General features: G+C 74.2%; 15 protein-coding genes and 1 pseudogene. 7 read left to right on the top strand and 9 right to left on the bottom strand.

The features are described from left to right. Nucleotides 1-2: 2 nt before the first annotated feature. Complete coding sequence (sucB, locus tag Pma05_RS10820; protein ID WP_203857207.1) at nucleotides 3-1,823, bottom strand: 2-oxoglutarate dehydrogenase, E2 component, dihydrolipoamide succinyltransferase; 1,821 nt, start codon at nucleotides 1,821-1,823, stop codon at nucleotides 3-5. A gap of 70 nt (nucleotides 1,824-1,893) precedes the next feature. Beyond that, on the bottom strand, nucleotides 1,894-3,282 hold the full coding sequence (gene lpdA, locus Pma05_RS10815; protein ID WP_203857206.1) for a dihydrolipoyl dehydrogenase: 1,389 nt from the start codon (nucleotides 3,280-3,282) through the stop codon (nucleotides 1,894-1,896). Between the two features lie 269 nt (nucleotides 3,283-3,551). Here lpdA and Pma05_RS10810 point away from each other — a divergent pair, with 269 nt between their 5' ends. Continuing rightward, nucleotides 3,552-3,875 (top strand): hypothetical protein, encoded by a 324-nt coding sequence (locus Pma05_RS10810; RefSeq protein WP_203857205.1) that lies wholly within the window; start codon nucleotides 3,552-3,554, stop codon nucleotides 3,873-3,875. A 46-nt stretch (nucleotides 3,876-3,921) separates the two neighbouring features. Here Pma05_RS10810 and Pma05_RS10805 read toward each other — a convergent pair whose 3' ends face one another. Further along, on the bottom strand, nucleotides 3,922-5,505 hold the full coding sequence (locus tag Pma05_RS10805; protein WP_203857204.1) for a leucyl aminopeptidase: 1,584 nt from the start codon (nucleotides 5,503-5,505) through the stop codon (nucleotides 3,922-3,924). Between the two features lie 162 nt (nucleotides 5,506-5,667). Here Pma05_RS10805 and gcvT point away from each other — a divergent pair, with 162 nt between their 5' ends. Next, the gene (gene gcvT, locus Pma05_RS10800) at nucleotides 5,668-6,855 is read left to right on the top strand and encodes a glycine cleavage system aminomethyltransferase GcvT (RefSeq protein ID WP_203857203.1); all 1,188 of its coding nucleotides are present in this window, start codon (nucleotides 5,668-5,670) and stop codon (nucleotides 6,853-6,855) included. Between the two features lie 149 nt (nucleotides 6,856-7,004). Here gcvT and Pma05_RS10795 read toward each other — a convergent pair whose 3' ends face one another. From Pma05_RS10795 to Pma05_RS10785, 3 genes and pseudogenes are all read right to left on the bottom strand, one after another. Beyond that, nucleotides 7,005-8,297, bottom strand: a complete 1,293-nt coding sequence (locus Pma05_RS10795) for a DUF2314 domain-containing protein (RefSeq protein ID WP_203857202.1) — start codon at nucleotides 8,295-8,297, stop codon at nucleotides 7,005-7,007. An 85-nt stretch (nucleotides 8,298-8,382) separates the two neighbouring features. Further along, a complete protein-coding gene (locus Pma05_RS10790; RefSeq protein WP_203857201.1) occupies nucleotides 8,383-9,141 on the bottom strand; it encodes an adenosylcobinamide-GDP ribazoletransferase in 759 nt (252 codons plus the stop codon). A 193-nt stretch (nucleotides 9,142-9,334) separates the two neighbouring features. Then, a pseudogene (locus tag Pma05_RS10785) lies at nucleotides 9,335-11,557 on the bottom strand (bifunctional adenosylcobinamide kinase/adenosylcobinamide-phosphate guanylyltransferase); the annotation flags it as partial. Between the two features lie 148 nt (nucleotides 11,558-11,705). Between Pma05_RS10785 and Pma05_RS10780 the strand changes: the two are divergent. Then, a complete protein-coding gene (locus tag Pma05_RS10780) occupies nucleotides 11,706-11,906 on the top strand; it encodes a hypothetical protein (protein ID WP_203857199.1) in 201 nt (66 codons plus the stop codon). A 4-nt stretch (nucleotides 11,907-11,910) separates the two neighbouring features. After that, complete coding sequence (locus tag Pma05_RS10775; protein ID WP_203857198.1) at nucleotides 11,911-12,708, top strand: site-2 protease family protein; 798 nt, start codon at nucleotides 11,911-11,913, stop codon at nucleotides 12,706-12,708. A 107-nt stretch (nucleotides 12,709-12,815) separates the two neighbouring features. On the opposite strand, the gene Pma05_RS10770 is transcribed toward Pma05_RS10775, so the two are convergent. Both Pma05_RS10770 and Pma05_RS42485 read right to left on the bottom strand, forming a co-directional pair. Continuing rightward, nucleotides 12,816-13,814 (bottom strand): aldo/keto reductase family protein, encoded by a 999-nt coding sequence (locus tag Pma05_RS10770; protein ID WP_203857197.1) that lies wholly within the window; start codon nucleotides 13,812-13,814, stop codon nucleotides 12,816-12,818. 184 nt (nucleotides 13,815-13,998) lie between these two features. Next, a complete protein-coding gene (locus Pma05_RS42485) occupies nucleotides 13,999-18,411 on the bottom strand; it encodes a WG repeat-containing protein (protein WP_239312157.1) in 4,413 nt (1,470 codons plus the stop codon). 238 nt (nucleotides 18,412-18,649) lie between these two features. On the opposite strand from Pma05_RS42485, the gene Pma05_RS10760 reads away from it, so the two are divergent. From Pma05_RS10760 to Pma05_RS10750, 3 genes are read left to right on the top strand one after another with little or no spacing between them, the layout of a single operon-like run. Next, on the top strand, nucleotides 18,650-19,504 hold the full coding sequence (locus Pma05_RS10760) for an ABC transporter permease (protein ID WP_203857196.1): 855 nt from the start codon (nucleotides 18,650-18,652) through the stop codon (nucleotides 19,502-19,504). Then, nucleotides 19,497-20,318, top strand: coding sequence for an ABC transporter permease (locus tag Pma05_RS10755; RefSeq protein WP_239312155.1), 822 nt, complete (start codon nucleotides 19,497-19,499; stop codon nucleotides 20,316-20,318). The genes Pma05_RS10760 and Pma05_RS10755 overlap by 8 nt, the downstream gene beginning before the upstream one ends. Continuing rightward, nucleotides 20,315-21,367, top strand: a complete 1,053-nt coding sequence (locus tag Pma05_RS10750) for an ABC transporter ATP-binding protein (protein WP_275414672.1) — start codon at nucleotides 20,315-20,317, stop codon at nucleotides 21,365-21,367. The genes Pma05_RS10755 and Pma05_RS10750 overlap by 4 nt, the downstream gene beginning before the upstream one ends. Here the strand turns inward: Pma05_RS10750 and Pma05_RS10745 are convergent. Further along, entirely contained in the window at nucleotides 21,313-21,594 is a 282-nt protein-coding gene (locus Pma05_RS10745) for a helix-turn-helix domain-containing protein (RefSeq protein WP_203857195.1), read from the bottom strand. The genes Pma05_RS10750 and Pma05_RS10745 overlap by 55 nt on opposite strands. Nucleotides 21,595-21,697: the final 103 nt, after the last annotated feature.

The raw sequence follows: 21,697 nt of genomic DNA, 5'->3' as shown, positions 1-21,697 counted from the left end.
GGTCAGGACAGCCCGAGTTCGGCCTCGAACTGGCCGGCCTCCAGCCGCTCCTTGATCGCGGTCAGGAACCGGGCGGCGTCCGCGCCGTCGACCAGCCGGTGGTCGTAGGAGAGCGCCAGGTAGACCATCGAGCGCGGCGCGATCACCTCGCCGAGCTGCGGGTCGGTGACCACCATCGGACGCTTGACCACCGCGCCGGTGCCGAGCATCGCCGACTGCGGCGCCGGGACGATCGGGGTGTCGAAGAGCGCACCCCGGCTGCCGGTGTTGGTCAGCGTGAAGGTCGCACCGGCGATCTCGTCCGGGTTGATCTTGTTGGTTCGGGTCCGCTCGGCGAGGTCCGCGACCCGCCGGGCGATCCCGGCCAGGTTCAGGTCACCGGCGTTGTGGATCACCGGCACCATCAGGCCGCGCTCGGTGTCCACCGCGATCCCGAGGTGCTCCGCCTCCGGATAGGTGATCGTCCCACCGTCGAGGTCCATCCGGGCGTTGACCACCGGGTAGGTCTGCAACGCCTCGACGGCGGCCAGCGCGAAGAACGGCAGGAACGACAGCTTGACCCCGTGCCGCTGGAAGAACGTGTCCTTGGCCTTGGCCCGCAGCCGGGCGACCCTGGTGACGTCCACCTCGACGACCGTGGTGAGCTGCGCCATCTCGTGCAGCGACTCCTGCATCCGCCTGGCGATGACCGCGCGGATCCGGGGCAGCTTCTGGGTGCTGCCCCGCAGCGGGCTCGGTGCCGCCTTCGCCGCGGGTACGGCCGGAGCGGCGGCCTCCGCGGCCGGCTGGGCGGCCCGGGCCTGTGCCGCTGCGCGGGCCCGCTCCGCCGCCTCGAGTACGTCCTGCTTGCGGATCCGGCCACCGACCCCGGTACCGCTGACCGTGGCGAGGTCGACGCCCTGGTCACTGGCGAGCTTGCGGACCAGCGGGGTGACGTACCCGGCACCGTTCTCGCCGGATGGTGCCGGAGCCGGCGTGGGGGCCGGGGTGGGCGCCGGGGCTGGCTGGGCCGCCTGCTCGGTCCGGACCGGCTGCGCGGAACGCTCGGTCTCCGGTGCCGGAGTCTGGTAGGACGCACCGGCCGCCGGTGCCGCCGGCCGGGCCGGCTCCGCCGCCGGCTTCGCGGGCTCGGGGGCGGGGGCCGGCTTCGCGGCCTCGGGGGCGGGCTTCGCCGGTGCGGCGCCGCCGGCGACCCCGATCACCGCCAGGTCGGCGCCGACCGGCGCGGTCTCGTCCTGGCCGACCCGGATCTCCAGCAGGGTGCCGGCGACCGGGGAGGGGATCTCGGTGTCCACCTTGTCGGTGGAGACCTCGACCAGCGGCTCGTCGGCCTCGACGGTGTCGCCGACCTCCTTCAGCCAGCGGGTCACGGTGCCCTCGGTGACGCTCTCGCCCAGCGCCGGCAGCTTGACGACGGTGCCCGAGTCGCCGGCCGGCGCGGTCTGCGCCGCGACGGTCTCCGGCTCGGGCTGCTCCGGCTGACTGGCCGGCTCCGCCACCTCGGCCGACGGGGCGGCCTCGGCCGGGGAGGGCTCGGGCTCGGCCGGCTCCGGCTGGGCCGGCCGGGCCTCGCCGCCCGGCCCACCGTCGCCGTCGATCACCGCCAGCTCACTGCCGACCTCCGCGGTCTCGTCCTCGCTCACCACGATCCGGGCCAGCACGCCGGCCGCCGGGGAGGGGATCTCGGTGTCGACCTTGTCGGTGGAAACCTCGAGCAGGGGCTCGTCGACCTCGACCCGGTCGCCCTCCTGCTTCAGCCACCGGGTGACGGTGCCCTCAGTGACGCTCTCGCCCAGCCGGGGCATGGTGACCGATACCGGCATCTTTAACGACTCCTTCGTGGCCTGTGCGATCCTGGCCCGGTTGTCGCCGGGCGGCGCGGAGATTCTGTGGTCAGGCGTGTGCGTGCAGCGGCTTGCCGGCCAGGGCCAGGTGGGCTTCGCCGAGCGCCTCGCTCTGGGTGGGGTGGGCGTGGATGAGCTGCGCCACCTCGGCCGGGTACGCCTCCCAGTTGAAGATGAGCTGCGCCTCGCCGACCAGCTCGCCGACTCGGGCGCCGACCATGTGCACGCCGACCACGGGACCGTCGTCGACCCGGACCAGCTTGACGAAGCCGGCGGTCTTGAGGATCTGGCTCTTGCCGTTGCCACCGAGGTTGTAGTTGTAGGTCTTCACCTTGTCGGCGCCGTACTGCTCCTTGGCCCGGGCCTCGGTGAGCCCGACCGAGGCAAGCTCCGGGTCGGAGTAGGTGACCCGGGGGATGCCGTTCTCGTCGATCACGGCGGGGTTGCGGCCGGCGATCTCCTCGGCCACGAAGATGCCCTGCTGGAAGCCCCGGTGCGCGAGCTGGAGGCCGGGCACGATGTCGCCGACCGCGTAGACGTTCGGCACGCCGGTACGCAGCCGCTCGTCGGTGAGCACGAAGCCCCGGTCGAGCTTGACGCCCTGCTGCTCGTAACCGAGGTTGGCGGTGTTCGGGCCACGGCCGACCGCGACGAGCAGTACCTCGGCCTCGACGGTCTCGCCGCCCTCGATGGTGACCCTGACGCCCTTCTCGGTGTGCTCCACTTTCTCGAAGCGCTTGCCGGTCTTGAACCCGATGCCGCGCTTGCGGAACGCTCGCTCCAGCGCCTTGGAGGACTCCTCGTCCTCGGCCGCCACCAGTCGGGGCAGCGCCTCGATGATCGTGACGTCGACCCCGAAGGACTTCCAGACGCTGGCGAACTCGACGCCGATCACGCCGCCGCCGAGCACGATCGCCGAGGTCGGTACCCGGTCCAGGGTCAGCGCGTGGTCACTGGTGATCACCCGCTCGCCGTCGATCTCCAGACCGGGCAGGGTCCGGGCGTACGAGCCGGTGGCCAGGATGATGTTGCGGCCGGTGTAGCGGGTGCCGGCCACCTCGACGGTGTCGGCGGAGACGAGCCTGCCCTCGCCCTCGACCAGCGTGATCTTGGCGCCCTTGATCAGCCCTTGCAGGCCCTTGTAGAGCCGCGAGATCACGCCGTCCTTGTAGGCGTTGACGCCGGGCATGTCGATGCCGACCAGCTCGGCCTTGACGCCGAACTGCTCCGACTCGCGGGTCTGGTCGGCGATCTCCGCCGCGTGCAGCAGCGCCTTGGTAGGGATGCAGCCGTTGTGCAGGCAGGTGCCGCCGACCTTGCCCTTCTCGATCATCGCGACCGAGAGGTCCAGTTGGGCGGCGCGCAGCGCCGCCGCGTACCCGCCGCTGCCACCTCCGAGGATGACGACATCGAACGTTCCGCCGTTCGGCTCGCTCACAGTTAACTCCCAGGTCGCGTCGCTGCTACGAGGGTGATGCCGGTCAACCGGGCATACCGCCGCCCCCGGTCGGGTTCTCCGGCCGGCGGGGCGTGGACTTTCTCCGGACTTACCAGTTGGGACCGGGGACCGCCCACCTCGGTCATCTTGTCACTAGTGGAAGCGGGCCGCGTACCGAGGTGCCCAAGGACACGTCGTCGGGACGTACGCTTGCCGCGGAAGTCGCCACTTTCGCCGCAGGGCGGCGTGCCGGGGAGGAGAGGGTCGGGTTGGCCTGGTTTCGCCGACGCAAGAAGGCGGTTGTCGCGGCGGGTGATCGTCCCGCCAGCCGTGCGGATCTTGACCATCTTGAACAGTTCGTCCGGTCGAAGCGCGGTGTCGAGGCGTTCATCGAGCCCCGGACGACCGTGACCGAGACCACCGTCATGCTGATCGCGCACGACGGTGAATGGACCCGGCGCCGGATCGACGGCCCGGACGGCGCCCGGCGGTTCGCCCACAAACTGGCGATCCCGGTCTACGACGTCCGGCTGGTCGGCTATCCGCAGCGGATGCGCGACTTCAACGAGCGCCGCAAGCGGACCACGGGCTGACCGGCCGAGCCCGGCCCCGCGCGGCGGGGCCGGGAGCCGGCCCGGATCAGTCGTTCGCGGCGATGTCGTCGACCAGCTCCAGCAGGGTACGCACCGGCACTCCGGTGCCGCCCTTGGTCCAGTACCCGGTCGGCTCGCCCGCGTGGTAGCTCGGCCCGGCGATGTCGATGTGCGCCCACGGCACCTCGTCGGCGACGAACTCGCGCAGGAAGACCCCGCCCTGGAGCATGTGGCCGGCCCGGTCCATCGTCGCGTTGACCTGCGAGATGTCCGCGACCTCGGAGTCCATTCCCTTCCGGACGTCGTCCGGCAGCGGCATCGGCCAGGCCGGCTCGCCGGCCGCGTCACCGGCCTGCTGGACCCGCTGGCACAGCTCGGTACTCCCCATCACCCCGGCCACCCGCTTGCCGAGCGCGACTACCTGGCCGCCGGTCAGCGTGGAGGTTTCGACCAGGTAGTCGCAGCCGTCCGCACAGGCCCGGGCCATCGCGTCGCCGAGCACCATCCGGCCCTCGGCGTCGGTGTTCAGCACCTCGACCCGCTTGCCGTTGAACATCGTCACCACGTCGCCCGGCCGGTACGCGGTGGCCGACGGCATGTTCTCGGCCATCGGCAGGTATCCGGTGACCGCGACCGCCGGCTTCAGCTCGGCGATCGCCAGCATGGTGGCGGCGACCGCCGCCGCGCCGGCCATGTCGGACTTCATCTCCCACATGCCCTGGGCCGGCTTGATCGAGACACCGCCGGTGTCGAAGGTGATGCCCTTGCCCACCAGCGCGAGCCGCTTCACCGACCCGTCGGCACCGGCGGCGGCCGGGTCGTAGGAGAGCTTCACCAGCCGGGGCGGCGCCTCCGAGCCGAGCCCGACGGCCAGGATGCCGCCGTAGCCGCCGTCGGCGAGCGCCTGCTCGTCGAGGACCTCCACGCCGAGTCCCGCCTCCCGGGCGGCGGCGGCCACCGAGTCGGCGAAGGACGGCGGGCGCAGCTCGTTCGGGGCCGTGTTCACCCAGTCCCGGGTCCGGGCGACCGCCCGGGCCACCACACCGGCCCGGGTGATCTCCGCCCGGGCCCGGTCGTCACCGGCGTCCGGCACGTGCACCGCGATCGCGGCCACCGGCGGGCGGCGGGTCGGCTGCGGCCGGGTCTTGTAGCCGGCGAACCGGTACGCCCCGAGCAGCGCACCCTCGGCGGTGGCGCGCAGCGCGGCCGGGCCGTCCTCGTCGTCGGGTACCGGCAGGGTCAGCGCGACCCGCTCGGCGCCGGCCAGCGCCCGGACGGCCGCGGCGGCGGCCCGGCGCAGGGTCTCCGGTGCCGGGGCCGCACCGGTCGGCTCGGGGCCGAGCCCGACGGCGGCGACCAGCGGCGCCGTGATGGTGCCCAGGGTGGCCAGCTTGATCACCTCGCCCGGGCTGCCGGTGGCACCGAGCAGCGCCAGGGTCTCCGTCAGCCGGCCGTCGAACGCTGCGGCGATACTCTCCGCGCCGGTCGCGAGGAGCAGGGTTCCGGCGAAGTCCGCGGCGGGACCCACGTCCTGCACCGTCTGGCTGTGCAAGCCGATGACGATGGCGTCGACGGCGAGTTCGGCGGGGTCGGTGTCGACCAGGCTGAGGCTGGTGCTGGGCGATGTCACTGCGCGGCTCCGGACGGGCGTGGCCGGCCGCCTGGTTGCGGCCCGGCGAAGTGGTCTCCGGCGCAACCTACCCGCCGGACGAATGGGCTGTCCCGCCGACGGTCCGCCGGACGGGTCCCGCCGATGCTAACCATGAGCCGGCTCGCAGGTAGGTTGCGACCCATGACCGACCCGACCCAGGTGACCGGCGAGACCCCGGAACCTCCCGCCGACGCACTCCGCCGATCGCCGCTGCACGAGCGGCACGCCGCGCTCGGCGCCAAGTTCGCCGCCTTCGGCGGCTGGTCCATGCCGCTGGAGTACGCCGGTGGCGGAGTCCTCCGGGAGCACACCGCGGTGCGTACCGGGGTCGGTGTGTTCGACGTCTCCCACCTGGGCAAGGCCCGGGTCACCGGCCCGGGGGCGGCCGACTTCGTCAACGCCTGCCTCAGCAACGACCTGGGCCGGATCGGGCCGGGACGGGCGCAGTACACGCTCTGCTGCGACGAGGTCACCGGCGGGGTACTGGACGACATCATCGCCTACCTGCACGGCCCCGAGCACGTCTTCCTGATCCCGAACGCCGCCAACACCGCAGAGGTGGTACGCCGGCTCCGCGCCGCCGCCCCGGCCGGGATCACCGTGACCGACGAACACGAGGCGTACGCCGTACTGGCGGTGCAGGGGCCGCGCTCGGCCGAACTGCTGGGCACCCTCGGACTGCCGACCGGACACGGCTACATGAGCTTCTCCACCGCCGAACTCGGCCTCTCCACCGCCGGGGCGGCCACCCCGGACGGAGACCTGGTGTCACTGGTGGTCTGCCGGACCGGTTACACCGGCGAGCACGGGTACGAACTGGTGGTCCCGGCCGAGGCGGCGACCACGGTCTGGGACGCGCTGCTGGCGGCCGGCGAGCCGTACGGGATCCGCGCCTGCGGGCTGGGCGCCCGGGACACCCTGCGTACCGAGATGGGCTACCCGCTGCACGGCCAGGACCTCTCCCCGGAGATCACCCCGGTGCAGGCCCGGGCGGGCTGGGCGGTCGGCTGGGACAAGCCGGCGTTCTGGGGCCGGGACGCCCTGCTCGCCGAGAAGGCGGCCGGGCCCCGGCGCACCCTGTGGGGGCTGCTGGCGCTGGACCGGGGCATCCCCCGGCCGGGCATGACGGTGCTCGCCGCCGACGGTACGCCCGTCGGCACGGTCACCAGCGGCACCTTCTCGCCCACTCGGAAGGCTGGCATCGCCCTCGCCCTGCTCGACAGCGCCGCCGGCCTGGGCCAGGACGACGAGGTCGAGGTCGACGTCCGAGGCCGCCGCGCCGCGATGCGCATCGTCCGCCCACCCTTCGTCCAACCCTCGGTGAAGTAACACCCCACCGCCTCGCCCTCGTCCCGCCCTCCCGTCCGGCCTCGGCCCCGGCCCGCTCGACATTGGGGAATCCCAGTGGGGTCTGCACCCCGTCGAGATTCCCCAATCCGGGGGCGGGGGGTTCGCAGGGTGGGGGCGCGGCCGGCGGGTCAGCGTTGGGAGCGGTCGCCGGCGTCGAGTACGGCCTGCGTCCAGCCGCCCTCGATCACCCCGCTGCCGTCCAGCAGGGCCCAGTCGACCACGTCGACGGCGTCCACCACGACGGGCTGGCCGACCCGGACCGCCGGATCGGCCGTGGCGTCGCAGGCGCTCGCGCCGACGATCCGCTCCGGGGTCGCCCACGAGGTGACCCCGGCCCAGACGAACTCCGGCCCCTCGTCGGTCGGCAGGCCGTACTTGACCAGCAACTGGACGCCGTCCGGCAGGGTGTCGGCGAGGAACCGCTCCCGGATGCCGGGCAAGCCGTCCCGGGCGGTGGCGATGGCCCGGGCCATCGCGTCGTCCGGCCGGGCGTACCGGACGTCGGACTGGGCGGCGGCACCGAACAGGGCGGCGCAGACCGCGGCGAAGTATCGCCCGGTCGGGCCGGGGTGGCCGACCGGCGGCAGCAGGGTCAGGAACGAGTCGGCGTCCGGGTCGGTGGCCGGATCGAGTTCCAGCCGCAGCGCCGCCGGGCCGGTGGTGTCGTGCTGCTGCGGGTTGCCGTACGCCACCGCGATGTCGTGCCCGCTGACCGAGGTGACCACCGGCAACTGGACGAAGGCCGGCACCTCGCTGTCGGTGAGCCCGTCGGTCCAGGCCCGGAGCAGCCGTCGGGCCACCCCGGTCATCACCGCGCCCCAGGCCCGGGTCAGGTGCGTCGGCACCCCCTGCGCCTGCAACTCCAGCAGCCCGAACCGGCGCAGCCCCTTGGTGGTGAACCAGAGCCCGCCGTCGTCCGACGAGTACGGCACCAGCACCCAGTCGATCAGGCGTACCCGGCCCTCGGCGTCGGGCAGCGAGCGCAGCGCGGTGGCCGGGTCGAGGAACTGCAACGCGAAGACGTCCACCACGTCGGCACCGAGGGACTCGGCGATGGCACAGGCGACCGTACGGGCCGCCCACTCGTGCGCGGGCGGCCAGCCGGGCCGGTAGCTGGCCTGTACCACCACCAGGTCGGTGGCGGCGTCCAGCCGGGCCAACTGGGTGTCGGTGGCCCCGAACGCGGTGAGCAGGTCCGGCGGCAGGTGCGGGAACTCGGCGATCGGCCGGGTGTCGACCGTCATGAGCGGGCTGTCCAGCATCTGCCGGGCCAGGTCGTGCACCGGCCCGGGGAGCCGGCCGCCGAGCGCCGCCACCGCCTCGGCCGGGGCCGGGTCGACCTGGCCGGTGGTGGGCACCAGGTAGGTCGCGGTCAACGACTCCGGGACCGGCACGGGCAGGAAATCGTCCGTGATGAGCATTACGTTCCCCCGCTCGACCGATCTGTCGGCCTGGTAATCGTGCTGGTGTCCTTTTCGCGAACGCTACCCGCGTTCGCCGGTCCGGTCAGCCGGTCAGCACGACACCCAGGTAGAACAGCGTGCTGCCGAGTTCGACGACGGCGCCGAGCACGTCGCCGGTGATGCCGCCGAGCCGGCGTACCACGTGCCGGACCAGCAGCAGCGTGCCGGCCAGCGCCACGGCGACCGCGAGCGGCCCCTGCCAGGGGCGGCCCGGCACCGCCGGCACGGCGAGCAGCGCCACTCCGGCCGAGAGCCCGACCAGCGCGGCCGGGCCGACGGTACCGGCCACCAGCGCGCCGAGCCCCTCCGGGCGGGCCGCCGGGACACCGCGCCGGCAGGCCCAGCTCACCGCCAGCCGGCCGGTCGCGGCCCCGGCGGCCAGCGCCGTCCACGGCCGGGCGGCCAGCGCCGCGAACGACGCCGCCTGGAGCAGGAGTACGAGGAGTAGCGCGGTCACCCCGAACGGGCCGACGTCCGGCTGCCGCATGATCCGCAGCGCCTCGTCCCCGGAGCGGTACGACCCGAGCGCGTCAACGGTGTCGGCCAGCCCGTCCAGGTGCAGCCCTCTGGTCAGCAGCGCCGCCACCGCCACGGTCACCCCACCGGCGACCAGCGGCGGGGCGATCGCCCCCAGCCCGCCGAGCACCCCGGCGAGGAGCAGCCCGAGTAGCGCGCCGACCAGCGGGGCGAGGGTCATCGCCGTACCGGCGGAGGCGCGGTCGACCCGACCGGCCCGCAGCGGCGCGACGGTGAAGGTGGTCAGTGCCAGCCGGCCGCCGGCCGCGAACCGGCCCTCAGACACCCGGTGGCACGGTGGCGTCGTCCCGGCGCCCACCCTCCCGGTCGTCCGCCGGCCCGGCGCCGGTGCCCGGCCGCTCCGTCGACGCCTGCCCCGGCAGCGCTGCGTCCGCCGACGCCTGCGCCGGCAGTGACTCGCCGGTCGCCGGCTGCCCCGGCAGGGGCGCGTCCGTCGCCGGCTGCGCCGGCAGTGAGTCGCCCGTCGGCGGCTGCCCGGCGGCGTCCTCCGGTACGGCGGTCGGGCCGGGGCCGGCCGGCGGCGGCTCGATGAACTCCTGGTCGCCGTCCGGGTTGTCGTCCCGCCCGGGGCGGTCGGCCGGCGGGCCCGGGGCCCACGGTTCGGCCGGGTCCGGCATGGGCGGGTGCGAACCGTCGTCCGGTCCGGGGCGGTCGGCTGCCGGTTCCGGGGTCCATGGTTCGGCGGGGTCCGGCATGGGCGGGTGTGAGTCGTCGTCCGGTCCGGGGCGGTCGGCCGCCGGTTCCGGGGTCCATGGTTCGGCCGGGTCAGGGACGGGCGGGTGTGAGCCGTCGCGCGCCGGATCGGTCCCGCCGTTGCCCGCCGGGTCGGCCGGCTGGTCGGTGGCCAGGCTCGGATGCACCGGCAGGGTGGCGGCGAGGGTCAGTGCGGCGCGCAGCAGCGGCAGCGCGGCCAGCGCGGCGGCACCCTCACCGAGGCCGAGTCGCAGGTCCAGCAACGGGCTCAGGTCGAGCACGTCGGCGCCGAGCTTGACCGCCGGCTGGTCACCGTGGTCCGGCAGCAGGCACCAGTGCCGGGCCTGGCCGGCGAGGTCCCGGCTGACCAGGCCCGCCGCCACCCCGACCGGCCCGTCCAGCAGCACCGGGGTACGCCGGGCCGTCGCGCCGAGCAGGATGCCGGTGGCGATCGCCAGGTCGCCGCCACCGAGTTCGGCGAGTACGTCCTTGGCGTCCCGGGGGCTGCGTCGGGTGCGGTGCATCGCATCCCGTACCGCCGCGCAGCGGTGCATCCACGCCTCGTCGTCCACCTGCCCGCCGAGCGTCACCACCCGGCTGAGTACCGCCGAGGGTTCGGCGCCGGCCGTGGCGGCCAGTACGGCTGCGGCGGCGGCCTCGGTACCGGCACCCGAGGCGGCGAGGACCAGCAGGTCCACGCCCGCGTCCACCGCCTCCTCGGCGAGTCGCCAGCCGTAGCGCAGGGCCGCCTCGACCTCGGCGACGGTCAGCGCCGGGCCCTCCTCGATCGGCCGGGACAGCGGTGCCTCCACCACCTGGAGGGTGGCGCCGGCCTCGGCCGCCAGCCGGGCGACCGGCCCCGTGCCCTGGCGGGCCTGTTCGGCGCGGCGGGCGGACTCACCGGGGACCGCGCCGGCGGAAGCGCTGCCCTCGTGATCGCCGTGCACCAGCAACACCCGGACCGAGCGCCAGGGCTGCGGAGTCGCCGTACCCTGCGTGGCGGCGGCGAACGAGACCACCCGGTCCAGGTGGCCGAGGCCGGCGCCGGGCAGGTCGAGCGTGCCGAGCCGGTCGACGGCGGCGGGACCGGCGTACTCGTCCGGCATCGGCAGGTCCATCCCGGCCTGGATGACCAGACCGGTGGCGACCATCGGCAGCGCCATGGTCGGCGCGGTCCAGCCCGTCGCCGCTCCCGTCCCCGTGGACGTTGCCGGTTCGGCCGGCGGTGCCGGGATCACGGTCGGGCGGAGTACCTGCGGAACCGCGCCCAGCACCTCGGTCCAGGCCGAGGAGGCAGGGTCTGCCCGATCGGCGGCTGCCCGATCGGCGGCTGCCCTATTGGCAGCGGCCCTATTGGCGGCGGCCCGATCGGCGGCGGCCCGGTCGGCCTGCGCCGGTACGCCGGGCTGGCCGGCGCCGTCCGGGGCCGGCGGCGGCTGGTCCGTGCCCGCCTTCAGCCAGGCCGGCTGCCCGGCGATCACCAGCACCACCGCGTCGCAGGCGTCCGCGACCGCCCGGTTGGTGGTGCCGAGCGCGTCGGCGAAGGCCCGCCCGAGCGGGGTCACCGGCACCGTCGACAGCCCCACCTCGGGGCTGACCAGCACCAGCCGGGCCGGGCAGGTCCGGATCGCGGCGCCGAGTTCGCCGATCGTGGCGACGTCGTCGGCGGGCTGGTGCGCCGGGTCGAGCAGCACGGTCACCCAGCCGCCGAGGTCGTCGACGAGCAGCGTGTCGCCTGGCCCGGCCTCGGCGATCAGCTCGGCGAGCCGGGACGGATCGGCGTTGGCCTCCTCGGTCGTCCAGCCCGCCGGCCTGCGGAGTCGGTGGGCGTCGATCCGGGCCGTCCAGTCCAGGTCGTCCGGATCGGTCGTGGCCGTCGCGACATAACGGACAACCGGTACGTCCTTCAGCAGCGACTCGGCGAACTCGGACTTGCCGGAACGGATCCCGCCCAGCACCAGGAGCCTGCTCCACCCGTCAACGGACATGCCCGTACCTTAGAGCGCTTGGCTGGACAGCTCGCGGTGAGGTACGGGTGCGGAACCCCTCCGGACCGCTCTGGCTGGCTGACACCGGCCGGCCGACTAGGCTGGCGGAGGTTTGTCGGCGCGGAAGATCGGCGAGGGGAGACGCGACATGCCGTGGAGCTGGCGGTACGAGGGCGCGGACGGCGATCCGGTGAACGGACCGGCCGAGGCGTTCAGCAGCCAGGCCGACGCCGAGTCCTGGATCGGCCAGACCTGGCGCGAACTCGCCGCCGCGGGTGTCGCCTCGGTGCTGCTGGTCGAGGACGACCGGGTGGAATACCGGATGAGCCTGCTGCCCGTGGTCGAGTGACGGGATGAACTTCGACCAACGCGGCCGGGACCGACTGGTCCTCGGCGTGCCGCTGGAGGCGTTCCGACCCAGCCCGATCTTCCTGGCCCTGGTCGCGCTCTTCGTGACCAGCGGCGCGATGGCGTGGAACGGGTACGGCAACGTCCGGCTCGACGTCTTCCTCTTCGTCGTCTCGGGCTGGCTGGTCTCGCTCTGCCTGCACGAGTACGCACACGCCGTGGTGGCGTTCCGGGCCGGCGACCGGGGAGTGGCGCACCGTGGCTACCTGACCCTGAACCCGCTGAAATACAGCCACCCGCTGCTGTCGATCATCCTGCCCGTGGTGGTGGTGCTGCTCGGCGGCATCGGCCTGCCCGGCGGTGCCGTCTGGGTGGACCGGCACGAGATCCCCGGCCGGCTCCGGCACTCGCTGGTCAGCCTCGCCGGTCCGGCCACCAACGTGCTGTTCGCGCTGCTGTTGGTCGTACCGTTCGCGATCGGGGTGGACGTCTTCGCCCGGCCCGAGTTCTGGTCCGGGGTCGCGCTGCTCGGCTTCCTCCAGCTCACCGCGAGCATCCTCAACCTGCTGCCGGTACCGGGGCTGGACGGCGGCAACGTCCTCCAGCCGTGGCTGAACCCGCAGTGGCGGCGCGGCTACGACCTGATGGCCCCGTACGGCTTCATCCTGCTCTTCGCCCTGCTCTGGAACCCGCGCGTCGGCGGCTGGTTCTTCGACGGGGTCTTCGCGGTCGGCGACCTGATCGGCCTGCCCGACTACCTCTACGCCGAGGGCCTGCGCCTGATCCGCTTCTGGCAGGACTGACCCGGACGGTATACCGAAGGCCCTCGCCCGGCGCGGGTGCCGAGCGAGGGCCTTCGACAAGACCTGGCGGAGGTCAGCACGGCCGCACGTTCACGGCCGGCGCATGATCAGGGCCGCTGGGCCGGGCTCTGCGTCTTGGCCGGGTCCCGTTCGGTGATCGGGTCGACGATCTCGTCGATCGCCTTGAGCAACTCGGCGTCGAGCTTCACCCCGGCCGCCTTGACGTTGTCGTGCACCTGCTCCGGGCGGGAGGCGCCGACGATCGCCGAGGAGACGTTCGGGTTCTGGAGTACCCAGGCGACCGCGAGCTGGGCCATGCTGAGACCGGCCTGCTCGGCGAGGGGCTTGAGCCGCTGCACCCGGGTCAGCACCTCGTCGGACATGAACCGGGCGATGAAGCCCGCCCCGCCGGAGGTGTCGGTCGCCCGGGAGCCGGCCGGCGGCTCCTGGCCGGGCAGGTATTTTCCGGTCAGCACGCCCTGGGCGATCGGCGAGAAGACGATCTGGCTGACACCCAGCTCCTGGCTGGTCGGCACGACCTCGCCCTCGATGACCCGCCAGAGCATCGAGTACTGCGGCTGGTTGGAGATGAGCTGGATCTTCAGTTCGCGGGCCAGCGCGTGTGCGGCCCGGATCTCCGACGCCTTCCACTCCGAGACGCCGATGTAGTGCGCCTTGCCGGAGTGCACGACGTCGGCGAACGCCTCCATCGTCTCCTCCAGCGGCGTGGCGTAGTCGTACCGGTGTGCCTGGTAGAGGTCGACGTAGTCGGTCTGGAGCCGGCGCAGCGAGCCGTTGATCGACTCCATGATGTGCTTGCGGGACAGGCCCCGGTCGTTCCGGCCCGGGCCGGTCGGCCAGTAGACCTTGGTGAGGATCTCCAGACCCTCCCGGCGCTCGCCCTTCAGGGCCCGGCCCAGCACCGCCTCCGCCTTGGTGCCGGCGTACACGTCGGCGGTGTCGAAGGTGGTGATACCGACCTCCAGAGCCGCGCGTACGCAGGAGAGCGCGGCCTCCTCCTCGATCTGGGAGCCGTGGGTGATCCAGTTTCCGTACGAGATCTCGCTGATCAGCAGGCCCGAGCGGCCCAGGTGTCGGAATTCCATACCTCCGACCCTAGTCCTCGTACCCCGAGTGGATCACCTTGGGCGACGGCGCGCGGAAGGCGCATCACAGCCCGGACCCGGCGCTCGGATCACCGCACCGGCTCGCTGTCGGGTCACCGCACCGGCTCGCTGTCGGATCACAACCCGGGCTCGGGTCGGCTCACCGCACCTGCTCGCTGTCGGATCACAGCACCGGCTTGGTGTCGGCGAGCAGCCGGTCGATCTCCTCCATCACGTCGTTCCGGCTCGGGTGCACCGCGTCGATCAACGGCTCGCCCCGGCGGTCGAGCGCACCCCACTGGCCGGTGCCGTTGCCGATCAGGAACGCCACCGGGTGGATGACCAGCGCCGGGTGGGCCGGGGCGACCAGCACCTGCCCGGACCGGTCCACCACGCCCTTGCGCCCGCCCGCGTCGACGATCGCCAGGCCCTCGTCGGTGAAGCCGTCGACGTACCGGCCGTCGGTGAGCGCGGTGGTGAAGCCGGTGTAGCGGGTCGGCAGCACCACCTTGCCGCTCCGGTCGACCGCGCCCCAGCCGCCCCGCCGGACGGCGGCGACACCGCGCCGGAACGGGCGTACGTCCTCGAAACCGGCCGGGATGACGACCTTGTTGGACTTGTCGATCGCGATCCAGCCGCCGGTGCCGTCCCGGGAGACCCAGGCCAGCCCGTCGGAGAAGGAACCGACGCCGAGATATCCGGTCGACGCGTCGATCAGCAGCTCACCGGTCTCGTCGATCAGCTCCCAGGTGCGGGTCTCGGGCCGGCGTACCCAGGCCACCCCGTCCCGGAACGGCTGCACGTCGGCATAGCTCGGCGCGATCGCCAGTTGACCGTCGGGGTCGGCGTAGCCCCAGCGTTGCACCTTCTCGCTGAACTTCGGCACCGGTGGCCGGTGCACCTGGAGGATCTCGTCCCGGTCACGCGGGTACGGGCCCCAGCCGTTCTGGGCGACCTTGTTGAAGACGGCGTCGAGCGCGAGTTCGGTCCGGGCGATCAGGTCCGGGTCCTCGACCTTGCGCAGCTCCAGCGCCTTCTCGAAGTGGTTGCAGGCTTCCATGTAGCGGCCCTGGTCGTAGCAGGACCGTCCGGCGTGCTCGTGCATGGTGGCCCGCAGCCGGTCCGGCAGCTCGGAGGAGTTCGCCTCCTCGAAGAGCCGGTCCGCCTCGGCGAAGTCCCCCCGCCACTGGAGTACGTGCGCCAGCCGGGCCTGTGCGATGGCGATCCGCCGCAACTGGCCGGTCGCCTCGGCGTGGGCCAGCGCCAGCTTGCCGTCCGAGAGCGCCTTGCCGAGGTCGCCGAGGATGCGGGAGACCACCGCTCGCAGGCTCAGCAGCCGGGCCCGGGTGCCGTTGTCCTTCGCCGGTTCGAGCTTCTCCGTCAACCGGTCCCGGATCGCCCGCAGCGACTCGGGGTCCTCGACCAGCTCCCGCAGCGTCTCGTGGTGGAACCGCCACTCGTACGACGCGAGCACCTGTTCCGGGTCGGTGGCTCCCGGCTCCGCCGGTATGTCGGCGGGTTCCGGCTCGGCCGGTCCTCGTTTCCCGCCCGGTCGGATGATCGGGGTGAGCATGGTGGGCGCGCTCAGTGCGGTCGCCGCCCCGGCGGCCGGCCCGGTCGGCAGCACCGTGTCGGGGCTGGCCTCGACGACCGGCGAGCCCGGCGGCGAGGTGGCCAGTGGTGGCCCGGAGGTGGGCGCCGCGGCCGGCGGCCCGGAGGTGGGTGCGGCAGCGGGCGGTCCGGATGCCGAGGTGGCCGGCGGCCCGGAGACCGGTGCGGTGGACTGCGGTCCGGAGCCGGCCGCCACGTCCGGCGGGCCGACGGCGGCTGCCGTTGCCGGCGGCACGCTCTTCGCGGATCCGTCTGCCGGGGTGTCCGGGGCCGGTGCCTCGTCGGGTGCCGGGGCGCCGGCCGGGGACGCTGGTGCCCCGGCGTCGACGGTCAGCTCCGGGTCGCCGTCGCGCGGCTGGGCTGTCACGCCGGCACCTTCGTCGGCGGCCGAGGCCGGATCGGTACCCAGCACGGTGGGGGAGGGGGCCGCCGGGGCGGCATCGGTGAGCGGTCCGACTGGGGCGTGGTCCGCGACAGGTCCGGTCTTTGGCATGGAGGGTACGGAAGTCTCACTCAGGTCGGTGGCCCGTCCGGACTCCGGTGCGGGCCCGGCGCCGGCCGGTTCGATCGGAGGACCGGACGAGGGGACGGGCGAGGCGGGTTCGATGACGGGACCCGCCGCCGGGGTGGCGGCGGCTGGTTCGACCGGCCCGCCGGCGTCCGCCCCGACCGCTGCGCCCGGGAACGGGCTGGCGGGCGGCGTCGACTCGGCGGGTGTGGCCGGGGACGGTGTGCTGGCGGGCGTCGGCGCGGGCAGGAACTCCAGCCGTAGGCCCGTGGTCGGGGGTGGCGTGACCGGAGGGCGCTGGCCGGTCTCGTCGGCGGACGGCTGTCGAGGCGGCCGAGGAGCCGGGTCCGACGGGGTGGCCGGGGTCAGCCAGCCCGCCGCCCGTTCGCGCGGCGGGTCCGCCGAGGCCGCCGGTTCGACCGGGCTGGCCGGCTCGGCGGGAGGCGGGGTGAGCCACGGACCCGATTCGACGGTACGGGGCGGCTCGGCCGGCCGGACCGGTTCGACGCTCCGGGCCGGCGGCTCGGCCGTACGGGCCGGCTCGGCGCCCCGGACCGCGTCGGCCGGCGGGGCTGGCTCCACAGGCCGGGTCGGTTCGACCGGACGCGGTGCCTGGACAGCCCGAGCCGCCTCGACCGAGCGGGGTGGCTCGACGGGGCGCGGTGGTTCGACCGGGCGGGTCGGCTCGACGGGCCGGGGTGGTTCGACCGGTCGGGCCGCCTCGACGGGGCGGGGTGGTTCGACCGGGCGGGTCGGGTCGACCGGGCGGGGTGGCTCGACGGGGCGGGGTGGTTCGACCGACCGGCCGGCGTCGACCGGGCGGGGCTCGATCGGCCGGGACTGCTCGACCCGGCGTACCGGCTCGACGGGGTGCGTCGGTTCGATCCGGCGGGCGGGCTCGACCGGGCGAGGCTGGTCGGCGGCGCGGGCGGGTTCCCCGGTCCGGGGCGGTTCCCCGGTCCGGGGTGGGGTGGTCGGCCCGACCCGCTCGGTCGGGCTCGCCGGTCCGGCGGCGACGGCCGGATATCCGGCGCCCCGGTCCGGGCGGATCGGCGCGTCGTCCGGCTGGCCGGTGCGCGGTGGGACCCGGTCGGCACCCGAGACCGGCGTCCGGTCTGGACGCCCGTATCCCGGTGCGAGTTCCGCGGCAGCGGGCCGGTCGACGCCGGGCCGGTCGGTGGCCGGCCGGTCGACGCCGGGCCGATGGACGCCGGGCCGCTCGGTGGTCGGCCGGTCGACGCCCGGCGGTGTCGACCCGACCCGGTCGCCCCGGGGCACCGGGCCCGGCCGGACGGCCGGATCGGTCTCGCGCGGGTCGCGTGCCGGCGGCCGGCCGGAACCCAGGTCCGGGAAGCGCCGTCCCTCGCGCGGCTCCTGGACCGGGCCACGCTGGGCCGGCCAACTGGGTGCACCGGACGGCCCGGCGGCGGGCCGTCGGACCGGAGGTTCGGAGCCGGGGCGGTCGGGCCGGGCCCGGGGCGGGGTGCGACCCGGCGGCACCTCGCGGCTCCCCGGATGCGGTTGGCCGCCGGATCGGGCCGCCCAACCGTCGGCCCGATCCTGTCCGGGAGTGCCCCGCTCCGGGCCGGGAATGCCCCGCTCCGGGCCGGGGGAGCCGTCGAACGCCGCCGGCATGGCCGGACGTCCACCCGGCCCGGCCCGACCCCGGCCGTCCCGTGGTCCGGGCCGGCCGTCCGACGGCATCGGACGACGGTCCGGCAGCGGCTGGGTCTCCTCGGACGCCGGCCCGGTGAGCCACCGTCCGCGCCGCTCAGGCGGAGCGCTGGGGCGGCCCGGCCGGTCGTCGCCGGAGCGGTGCGGATCGTGTTGCGACGCGGCCCGGCCGCCGGCGAAGCCGCTCTCGCCGCGACCTCCGCGCGATCCGGGCTCGCCACCGCCGGGTGGCCGCCGGTCGTCTCGACCGACCGGTACCGAGCCGCCGGTGCGGTATTCGGCCGGGGGCCGGCCACGTCCGTTCGACGGTTCGTCCCAGGAGTCCGGGCCGTCGTCCCGAGAGTCGGGCGGCGGGTTCCAGCCGGCGGATCGGCTGTCCCAGCGGTCGAGGCGTCCGGTACGCGTCTCGCGCGGCGGCCCGTCCGCCCGGGCCGACGGATGCGCGCCGGCCGGCTGCCCGGGACGCCCACTCGGCAGCGCCTCGGGACGCCCGCCGGGCGGCGTGTCGGGGCGCCCGTTCGGCGGCGCGTCCGAGCGGCCGTTGGAGGCCGGCTCTGGGCGGCCCTTCGCGACCGGCTCGGGGCGGCCGAACGGCTCCGGTTCGCCGGGGCGGCTGCCCGGTGGCGGCACCTTGGCCCGACCGGTCGGTACCGGTGCCCGCCCGGCCGGCCGACGACGCCGCTGGTGGCCGATGTCGCCGGGATAGCGCTGACCGGGGAACTGCGGCGCCCACTCCGCGGTCGGTTCGACCACCCAGGACGGTTCGGCGGCCTCGCCCCAGCGGCCGGAGTATCGACCGCTCATACCGGCGCTCCAGGCCGTACGCCACTGTGCCGACCGGTGTGGGACTCGATGCCGCGAGCGGTCTGGAACCCGATGCCGCGAGCGGTATGCCGAACCGCGCGCGACGCGGCCGGGGAAGCCGGCTCGCGTCGCTCACTCACGGGGTGTCACCTCGTCGAAAAATCTCGCTGGGCAGCCGGGCGTTCCGGGTAAAGTCACCCGGCTCGGTGCAGCGTGGTCGCGGAAGGAGGGTAACGGCGTGGGCTCGGTCACCGCCACTGTGGCACCACCCATCAGCCGAAACATCATCCCATGGTTCCGGACATTTGCTGCCATAACCGGATCAGGGTTTCGTCGGTACTCTACATACCGGCAAGCTACTCTTGCCGGCGCCTTCACCAACACCGTCTTCGGCTTCCTCCGTTGTTACGTCCTGCTCGCCGTCGCCAGCGGTGCCGGTGGCGCCGCCGCCGGCTACAGCCCGGCCCAGTTGGCCACCTTCGTCTGGGTGGGACAGGGTCTGCTCGCCGTGGTGCTGCTCTGGCGGTGGACCGAACTCGCCGACCGGATCCGTACCGGCGAGGTCGCCAGCGACCTGCTCCGCCCGGTGCACCCGGTGGTCAGCTACCTCGCCACCGACCTCGGCCGGGCCGGGTACGCCGTGCTGACCCGTTTCCTGCCACCGGTACTCACCGGGCTGCTCTTCTTCGACCTTGCGCTGCCGACCCGGTGGCAGACCGTGCCGCTCTTCGCCCTCTCCGTCGGGCTGGCGGTGGTGATCTGCTTCGGCTGCCGGTTCCTGGTGAACGCGACCGCGTACTGGCTGCACGACGCCCGGGGCGCGATGATCCTCTGGACCCTCGGCTCCGGGGTACTGGCCGGGCTCTACTTCCCGCTGCGGTTCCTGCCGGACTGGATCGCCGTACCGCTCTGGCTGGCCACCCCGTTCCCGAGCCTGTTGCAGACCCCACTGGACGTACTCGTCGAGCGGGACGGGGCGGGGATCCAGGCTGGAATGGTGGCCGTACAACTGCTCTGGGTCGGGCTGGTCCTGCTGACCTGCCATCTGGTGCAGCGTCGGGCCGAGCACCGGCTGGTGGTGCAGGGTGGCTGAGTGGACGTACCGGTTGCGCCGGGGGCCGGCCTATCTGGCGCTGCTGCGCGGGCAGGCCCGGTCGCAGGCGTCGTACCGCACCTCGTTCGTGGTCGACCTGGTCAGCAATGTCGGGGCCACCGTGCTCGACGTGCTCACCGTGCTGGTGCTGTTCCGGGTCACCCGGGAGTTGGGCGGCTTCGACCGGACCGAGGCGATGGTGATGGTGGGGCTCTCGTCGGCCGCCTTCGCCGCCGCCGATCTCATGGTCGGCAACGTGGAGTCGCTCCGCCAGTACGTCCGGACCGGCCTGCTGGACGCGGTCCTGGTCCGCCCGCTCGGCGCGCTGCCCCAACTGCTGCTGATGGACCTGCCGCTGCGCAAGGCGTCCCGGGCCGTCTTCGGGGCGGGCGTACTGGTGGTCGCGTTGGCCACCGCCGAGCTGGCGTGGACGCCGGGCCGGGTGGCGCTGGCCGTGCTGACCCCGCTGGCCGGGGTGGTGTTCTTCGGCGCGATCTTCGTGGCCACCGCGTCGCTGTCGTTCTGGTGGATCGACTCCGGCGAGGTGGGCGCGGCGTTCACCTACGGTGGCCGCGACTTCACCACGTACCCGATGACTGTCTACAGTGGCTGGTTTCGAGCCCTGTTCGCGTACGGCATGGGGTTCGGTTTCGTGTCCTACTACCCGGCGCTGGCGCTGCTCGGCCGGGCTGACCCGCTCGGCCTGCCGGGCTGGGTGGGCTGGGTCGCGCCGGGCGTCGCGCTGCCGGCCGCCGGGCTCGCCGCCGCGGTCTGGCGTTTCGGGGTACGCCACTACCGGAGCACCGGCTCGTGACCGCGACCCCACCGGACGCCCCGGTGATCGAGACCCGCGACCTGCGCAAGGAGTTCGTGGTACGCGTCCGGGCCGGCCGGTTCCGCCGGGCGAAGCGGGTGGTGGGCGCGGTCGACGGGATCGACCTGACCGTCCGGCGCGGCGAGATGGTCGGCTACATCGGCCCGAACGGCGCCGGCAAGTCGACCACGCTCAAGATGCTGACCGGGGTGCTGAGCCCCTCGTCCGGCCGGGTACGCGTCTGCGGGCTGGCGCCGGTGGCCCAGCGCACCCGGCTGGCGCTGCGCATCGGGGTGGTCTTCGGGCAGCGCTCGCAGCTCTGGTGGGACCTGCCGCTGCGGGACTCCTTCGACCTGCTCCGGCACGTCTACCGGGTACCGGCCGCCGAGCACGCCGCCCGGCTGCGCCGCTGCCGGGCCGAACTCGACCTGGACGGCTTCCTCGACGTCCCGGTCCGGCAGCTCTCGCTCGGCCAGCGGATGCGGGGCGAGTTGACCGCCGCGCTGCTGCACGGCCCGGAGGTGCTCTTCCTGGACGAGCCGACGATCGGGCTCGACGTGGTGAGCCGGCAGGCGGTCCGGGGCTTCCTGGCCGAACTCGGCGCGGCCGGCGACACCACGCTGGTGTTGACCACACACGACCTGGCCGACATCGAGCGGCTCTGCCGGCGGCTGGTGGTGATCGACCACGGCCGGGTGGTGCACGACGGGTCGATCGAGGCGCTGCACACGCGGTACGGCTCGCGCCGGCAGGTCGTCGCCGACCTCGACGAGCCACTGGCCGAGCCGCCGGTGCTACCCGGTGCGCCGCTGCTGCGTACCGAGGCCGACGGGCGGCGGCTGGTCTTCGCCTGCGAGTCGGCGACCGCCTCCGACGTGGTGGCCGGGCTGGCCCGGGTCGCCGCGCTGCGGGACATCGCCATCGTGGAGCCGGACATCGAGGAGGTGGTCGCCCGGCTCTACCGCACACCCACCCCGGTCGACAGCGGTGCGGTTCAGGAGTGCTCCATCACGAGCACGGCGAAGGTGCCGGGGGCGAGCGCCTCGTAGCGGTGCGGGACGTCGCCCGGGAACGTGAACGGTACGCCGAGGGCCCAGACCGTCTCCACGCTCGGGTTCCCGTTGCCGGCCTCGAGTTGGGACAGGGTCGACTTGGCGATCCCGGCCCGGCGGGCCAACTCCGCGAGGGAGATGCCGGTGCGTTCCCGCTCCCGGCGCAGCGCGGCGGCGATGGCGGGCACGGGGGAACTGTCGGAACGGGACTGCGTCCGGTTCATCGGTCCATCCGTTCGGCTTGACGAACACGTGTCAGGTGTTCATCGGCCGGAGTACTCGTCGGCGCCGTACTGGCCTGGCGCCGTGCCCCGTTCGTCGCCGTGG

The organism is Plantactinospora mayteni, from assembly GCF_016862935.1.
GTDB lineage: Bacteria > Actinomycetota > Actinomycetes > Mycobacteriales > Micromonosporaceae > Plantactinospora > Plantactinospora mayteni.
Note: the sequence above shows the minus strand (reverse complement) of the source record. Positions and strands in the feature narration are given on the sequence as shown.